The sequence below is a fragment of the Sphingomonas sp. 1185 genome, from assembly GCF_040544655.1.
Taxonomy (GTDB): domain Bacteria; phylum Pseudomonadota; class Alphaproteobacteria; order Sphingomonadales; family Sphingomonadaceae; genus Sphingomonas.
The window spans coordinates 22,919-29,701 of the sequence record NZ_JBEPKL010000040.1 but is presented as its reverse complement, the minus strand read 5'-3'; the positions used below and the strand labels follow the sequence as shown (position 1 = coordinate 29,701).

Annotated in this window: 6 protein-coding genes; 2 read left to right on the top strand and 4 right to left on the bottom strand. The window is 62.9% G+C overall.

All coding sequences use genetic code 11. The annotated features are described in order from the left end of the window. Positions 1-90: 90 nt before the first annotated feature. From ABIC44_RS18360 to ABIC44_RS18345, 4 genes are all read right to left on the bottom strand, one after another. The gene (locus tag ABIC44_RS18360) at positions 91-336 is read right to left on the bottom strand and encodes an EF-hand domain-containing protein (RefSeq protein ID WP_354296858.1); all 246 of its coding nucleotides are present in this window, start codon (positions 334-336) and stop codon (positions 91-93) included. Positions 337-359: 23 nt separating this feature from the next. Beyond that, entirely contained in the window at positions 360-1,010 is a 651-nt protein-coding gene (locus ABIC44_RS18355; protein ID WP_354296857.1) for a copper resistance protein B, read from the bottom strand. A 233-nt stretch (positions 1,011-1,243) separates the two neighbouring features. Beyond that, a complete protein-coding gene (locus tag ABIC44_RS18350) occupies positions 1,244-3,028 on the bottom strand; it encodes a copper resistance system multicopper oxidase (RefSeq protein ID WP_354296856.1) in 1,785 nt (594 codons plus the stop codon). Positions 3,029-3,102: 74 nt separating this feature from the next. Beyond that, complete coding sequence (locus tag ABIC44_RS18345; protein WP_354296855.1) at positions 3,103-3,504, bottom strand: hypothetical protein; 402 nt, start codon at positions 3,502-3,504, stop codon at positions 3,103-3,105. Between the two features lie 324 nt (positions 3,505-3,828). On the opposite strand from ABIC44_RS18345, the gene ABIC44_RS18340 reads away from it, so the two are divergent. Next, a complete protein-coding gene (locus tag ABIC44_RS18340; protein WP_307098203.1) occupies positions 3,829-4,332 on the top strand; it encodes a heavy metal-responsive transcriptional regulator in 504 nt (167 codons plus the stop codon). A gap of 13 nt (positions 4,333-4,345) precedes the next feature. Next, positions 4,346-6,775 (top strand): heavy metal translocating P-type ATPase, encoded by a 2,430-nt coding sequence (locus ABIC44_RS18335; RefSeq protein ID WP_354296854.1) that lies wholly within the window; start codon positions 4,346-4,348, stop codon positions 6,773-6,775. Positions 6,776-6,783: the final 8 nt, after the last annotated feature.

Genomic DNA, 6,783 nt, shown 5'->3' with positions numbered 1-6,783 from the left:
TGACCGGCCTCCTGTCGCCGGTGACGATCTTGAATCAGACTTCAAGCCGCTTGGGAATCCCCCATCGATTCAAGACGCTCGGAATTTGCTCTAGATCATCTTGAGGACAATCCCGAACTCGCGCTTGTCCAGTTTTCCGTCATGGTCACGATCGGCCATATCGAAATGCTCCAGCATTTCATGGCCAGCGGGAATTTCGGCCTTGGTAATATAACCATCCTTGTTTCTGTCATATTTGCTGAAAGCCTGATCGACGACGTTCGGCTTCGCATCGGCCATGGCGGTGGTGGGGGCAAGCATCAGCATGAGGGCGGTCAGTCGGCAGAATGTCTTCATCGCTTATCTCCTTGGAAAAATGTTCAGAACCAGCTGTTGATGCCGAGGACCAGGCGTCCTTCGAAAACGTCACGGCCCGCGAGCCGCCGATAATCGGCGGTACGACCCGCGGATCTTTCGTAGGAATAACCCAGATAGGGGGCGACGGAACGCGTCGCGCGATACCGCAGGCGTATTCCCGTTTCGATCGAAGACAGCCCCGCGCCCTGCATTCGGCTTCGATCGTTCCTGCCAAAGGCGCGAAAGCCCGCCACGGGTTGCAGGATCAGGCGGTTGGTCAGCAGAAGGTCATATTCCGCCTCGGCACGGAGCATCGTCTGCCCATCCGTACTCAGATATGCCGTCGCCGATATGTCGAACATAAAGGGAGCCAGCCCCTGGATGCCGATCGCCGCCCAGGTCTGATCGGTCTTGTCGAGCCCGAAATCCTGTCGGATTCCGCCCACCACATCCCACCAGGCCCCTTTTGCATGGCCGTAGAGCAACTCGACGTCGCCGCGCGTCTTGCCGCCCTCGCGTTCTCCTGACGATCGCACCCAGAGGCGCTGCACATCGCCGCCCGTCCAGGATGTCAATTCCCAGGCGAGGCCCACCCGGCCATCGTCGTTCCAGCTTTCCAGCCGATCGAGATTGACGAGCGTCACATGTGGCGCATCATGCCCGTGTTTGCTCATCAGAACCGGGAAGGCGGCCGCCCGATCCGCCTGGGTGGGGACAGGTATGGGGCTTTTGGGGATGCCTGGCATGGTCGGTAAGGGCGATTGTGTCGCGGGCGTCGGGGTTGCCGCCAATGCATCCGACGCCGTGGCCGTCGTCATAGCCCCCTCCCCCGCATGATGATGGTGCTGCGCCGTGGCGGCGGATGCGACAAGCCCGGCAAGGGTCGCAGCAAATATGACGGGCGCCCTCATCGTCCCGCCTCTTCCACCACGACTTCGCGCATCATGCCGCCGTCCATGTGGTATAGAAGGTGACAGTGATAGGCCCACCGGCCCAGCGCGTCGGCAGTCACGCGACAGGACCGCCGTGATCCGGGCGCTATATCCACCGTATGCTTGCGGACCTGGAACGCACCATGGTCGTCTTCCAGGTCGCTCCACATCCCGTGAAGGTGAACGGGATGGTGCATCATCGTGTCGTTGACGAGGACCACCCTCAGTCTTTCGCCATAATTGAACCGCAGCGGTCTGGCATCCATGAAGGGCACCCCGTCAAACGCCCATGCGAAGCGCTCCATGTTGCCCGTCAGGTGGAGTTCGATCGTGCGCCCCGGATCGCGGCCGTCGGGATCGCCGTCCAGACTGTGCAGGTCGGCATAGGTCAGGACCTTGGTCTCGCGATCACGCAGGCCGACGCCGGGATCGGACAGCCGGGGTTGCGCCACCATTGCCTGCATATCGACATAGGTGCTGTTCCGCTCGGTTCGCGGATGACTTACCGGCCCCTTCAGAACTGGGGCATCGCGACGTTCGGCGACGAAACCGGCATAGCGATCCCGCTTGCCGTGCGCCGCGTGATCCATGCCCATGTCCTTCATCGCCAGGATTGGGCGCGGGTCGAGCGGCGGGACTTCGGCTCGCAGGCCGGGTCGGCTCGTCAACGTACCGCAGGCGAAGCCGGTACGCCCCATATCCTGGGCGAACAGCGTAAAGGCATCCTGTCCGACCGGCTCAACGATGACGTCATAGGTTTCGGCAACCCCGATACGCAGTTCGTCGACCGTGACCGGATGCACATATTGCCCATCGGCCGCGACCACGGTCAGCTTCAGGCCGGGAATGCGGAAGTCGAAATAGCTCATGTTCGCGGCGTTGATGAGCCTTAGGAGAACACGCTCGCCCTGGCGAAACCCGGCCTCCCAGTTGGCGGCGGGGGTATGGCCGTTCATAAGATAGGTGTAGGTCAGGCCGTTGACGTCCGACAGGTCGGTCGGCGTCATCCGCATCCTCCCCCACATCTTGCGATCCGCCACGGTCGCATCCCAGCCATAATTGCGGATGTCGGACAGGAAGTCGCCGACGGTGCGCCGGAACATATTGTCGTAGGACGGCATCTTCTTGAGCCGGCTGTAGAGCGCGGCTGGGTCCAGATCGGTCCAGTCGGACAGCAGGACGACATGCTCGCGATCATAACGATAGGGCGCAGGCGCAACCGGATCGACGATGATCGCGCCATAGAGTCCGGCCTGCTCCTGGTGGAGCGAGTGGCTGTGATACCAATAGGTGCCTGCCTGCCGCAGGTGAAAGCGATAGAGATAGGCCTGGCCGGGATAGATGCCGTCGAAGCTCATTCCCGGCACGCCGTCCATGTTGGCGGGCAATTGGATGCCATGCCAGTGCAGCGAGGTCTGGACATGGCCCGGCAGGCGATTGGTCACGCGCACCGTGACAGTATCGCCCTGTCGCCAGCGCAGGGTCGGGCCCGGCAGGCCGCCGTTCACCGTGATCGCGGGGCGATCCCGGCCGGTGAAGTTGACGCGCGTCGCACCAATGTCGAGCGCAAGGTCGGGGCCGGTCAGCATCTGGGGAGCATGGCTGGCGCGGGGGGAAGTCGCGGTAGCGGCGCTGGCGCGGCCGGCGACGGAAAGGCCCACCGACAGCCCCAGTCCCTGGGCTAGACCCTGGACGAAGCGCCTGCGCGATACGTCGGGCAATGCCGCCCCTCCGCACCCTGCGGAAGAGAATAAAGTCATGGAAAGCATCCTGATTACGGCCGATCCCCACGAAAGGCGGGGAATGGCGGATCACGTCCGTTTCTTCGGTCGGATCAACCTAGGATGGGAGGGCGCAGCAGAAGCGGACGGGGCGCGCGTGCCACCGCGAAACCGTGATACCGTTCGAAGATGGCAAGGGCGAACACTCCCCGCCGTTCGAAGCTATCGCTACCGAGCAGGAAAACCTGCGGGACTTGCACCGTACAGCAGCCGAACTTGGCCTTATCCGCCTTGCCGTCCTTTGGGGACGGATCATGGCTGGACGTGATTCTCGCATGATCCGTCATGGCAATATCCCGCCCTGCCGCTGCCGCATCATGGCAGTTGGCGGTGGCCGTCATCGTCATCGGTATCGCGAGCGTCCGCATCGGGACGTGCGCGGCGGCATTGCCGACCGACCCCATGGTCAGGCCCAGCAAAATCAGCATCCTCACAATGATGGGGAAACCGGCCAAGACACATCCCGAAGCTGCAATTGTGGTGACGAAAACGGTTCTTTTTCGTCCAGAGCACGGCCGACATATCAGGTTGCGCCGGTTTTTCGCAACGCACCAACCAAGATTTCAAGAGAATATTTGCAGGAGACCAACTCTGGACCATAGTCCCGACATTTAGTCATAACACTGAAAAGGGATAATATTCTTCCGTCGCCGCCATGCAAGATCGCGACACGTTCGATACAGTTCACGGTTTTTGCGCACGGCATCGCGGCATGATCGTTCCGCAACCGCGAAATTACCGTTGACTCTGGAGTATGGTCCAAGCGTTAGGCTCTGCCCATGTCGATTCGGAACCCATCCCGGACAGCGCCGCTCCTGACGATCGGGGTGCTTGCCAAGCTGGCAGGCGTGGCGGTCGACACCATCCGCTATTACGAGCGTGAGGGCCTGTTGAAACCGCCGGAGCGCAAGGCATCGGGGTATCGTCAATATGACGAGGCGGCGGTCGAACGGGTTCGTTTCATCCGCCGCGCCAAGAAGCTGGGCTTTACGCTTGGCGAGATCAAGAATCTGCTGCTGCTCGAAACCGACCGGGAGAACGGTGTTCTGGGCGTCAAAATCCGGGCGCACGAACGAATTCACGAACTGGACATGCGCATCGCGGAGATGATCCGAATGCGCGATGCGCTGAAGGAGTTGGCCGAAGCCTGCCCCGGAACCGGCGAACCCGAATGCTGCCCGATCCTGTCTGCGCTGCACGGAGATGCGGACCGGGACGACACGCCCGGCGAAGCGGATGAGCCACCATCCTGCTGCCATGGTGGAACGCAACGAATTAGCTAACGAGGTCGGTTCAATGTCGGAAGAAAGGGCCGTCGCCCTCAACCTGCCTTTGCGGGGTATGTCCTGTGCGGCATGTGCGATCACGATCGAAAAAATCCTGAACCGGCTTTCCGGTGTCCAGGCGCAGGTGAATTTCGCCACCGAGCGCGCGCATGTCCGCTATGATGCCCGGCAGGTTTCCCCCGCTGACATGGTGGCCGCGATCAACCGCGCGGGCTTCGAGGTGCCGCCCGAAACGGCGGTCTTCGACATCACGGGCATGAGCTGTGCGGCCTGTGCGGCTGGGATCGATGGCATCCTGAAGAAGACCGATGGCGTGGTTGGCGGCGGGGTGAACTTCGCGTCCGCCAAGGCGCGAGTCGATTATATCCCGGGCGTGATCGACGTTGCCGGGATCGCGAGCCGGATCGCCAAGGCCGGTTTCGGGGCGACCGAGGCGCGTGACCTGTCCGCCGATGAATTGGCTGCCAAGGAAAAGCGCGATCAGGCAGCCTGGCGCCGCGAATTGGGAATGTTCCTGGCGTCCCTCGTCCTGACGCTGCCGCTGTTCGCGCAGATGGCGGTGATGTTCGATCCCAGCCAGATGGCACATCTGGTGAAGGGCCATCATGTGGAAATCCTTTCGCGCTGGACCCAGTTCGCGCTGGCCACACCAGTGCAGTTCTGGATCGGCGCACGCTTCTACAAGGCGGCCTTCAAATCGCTTCGCTCGGGCACGGCGAACATGGACGTGCTGGTCGTGCTCGGCACCAGCATCGCCTATCTCTACAGCGCGGTGGTGACGCTGTTCGATATCATCGAACTGCACGTCTATTTCGAGGCTTCGGCCTCAATCATCACCCTCATCCTGCTCGGGCGGCTGCTCGAGGCGAATGCCAAGCGCAAAACATCGTCCGCCATACGCGCCCTCCTCAATCTCAAGCCCAAGACGGCGAAGGTTGAACGCGACGGCGTGATCGTCGAGGTCGATGCCGGAACCCTGCTGGTCGACGACATCTTCGTCGTCGCGGCGGGCGAGAGCGTGCCGGTCGATGGCGAGGTTCTGTCCGGGCGGTCGAGCGTCGATGAGGCGATGCTGTCCGGCGAGAGCCTTCCCGTCGCGAAGGAGGCGGGTTCGAAGGTCTTTGCGGCGACGGTGAACCAGAATGGGATGCTGCGGGTGCGCGCGACCGGGGTCGGCGCGGACACGATGCTGTCGCAGATCATCCGCATGGTGGACGAGGCACAAGGATCGAAGCCGCCGATCCAGCAGTTCGTGGACAAAATCGCAGGTATCTTCGTCCCGGTCGTCGTCCTGATCGCGCTCGCCACCCTGGTGGTGGCGTGGATGGTGACAGGCGAGTTCCAGACCGCGCTCGTCAACGCCGTGGCGGTGCTGGTCATCGCCTGCCCCTGCTCGCTGGGGCTGGCGACACCCACCGCGATCATGGTCGGAACCGGTTTGGGGGCGAGGCACGGAGTCCTCATCCGCAACGCCCAGGTGCTGGAGCGCGCACGCGGCCTGTCGACGCTGGTCGTCGACAAGACGGGCACGCTGACCCAGGGAAAGCCCGAAGTCACCGACATGCTGGCCGCTTCCGACTGGGCCGCTCGGGACGTGCTTCGCCTGGCCGCCGCGCTCGAGCAGGGATCGGAGCATCCGCTGGCCCGCGCCATTCTGAAGAAAGCGGCAGACGAGGGGATCGTACCCGAGGCCGTCGACCAGTTCGATACCGTTCCTGGCAAGGGCGTATCCGGCATGGTCGGCAACCAACGGCTCAGCCTGGGTTCGCCCGGCTGGATGACCGAACTGGGCATGGCGATCGGACCGGAACTCGCGACACGGGTCAACAGGGTTCAGGCGCAGGGCAAGACCGTGGTCGGACTGGCCGTCGACGGTGTCGCTGCCGGCTTCATCGGGATCGCGGACCAGATGCGAACGACTTCGGTCGAGGCGGTACGCAACCTGCGGTCGATGGGCATCGCTGTGGTCATGCTGACCGGCGACAATCGCCATACGGCCGAAGCGATCGCGGCCCAAGCCGGGATCGACCGCTTCGCGGCGGAGGTCCTGCCGCAGAACAAGGCCGAGGAGGTCCGGCGGCTCCAGGGGATCGGCGGCACGGTCGGAATGGCGGGCGATGGTATCAACGATGCCCCTGCCCTGGCCCAGGCCGATGTCTCGTTCGCGATCGGTGCGGGCTCCGACGTGGCGATCGAGGCGGCCGATGTCGTGCTCGTCCGTAACGACCTGCGTGGTGTACCGACGGCGGTCGAACTGTCGCGCGCGACACTGGCCAAGATCCGCCAGAACCTGTTCTTCGCCTTCATCTACAACGTGTTGGGCATTCCGCTCGCCGCCTTCGGGCTGCTTAACCCGGTCATCGCCGGAGCGGCGATGGCGATGAGTTCGATTTCGGTGGTCAGCAATTCTTTGCTGCTGAACCGCTGGAGGCCGCGCTGACATCGGTC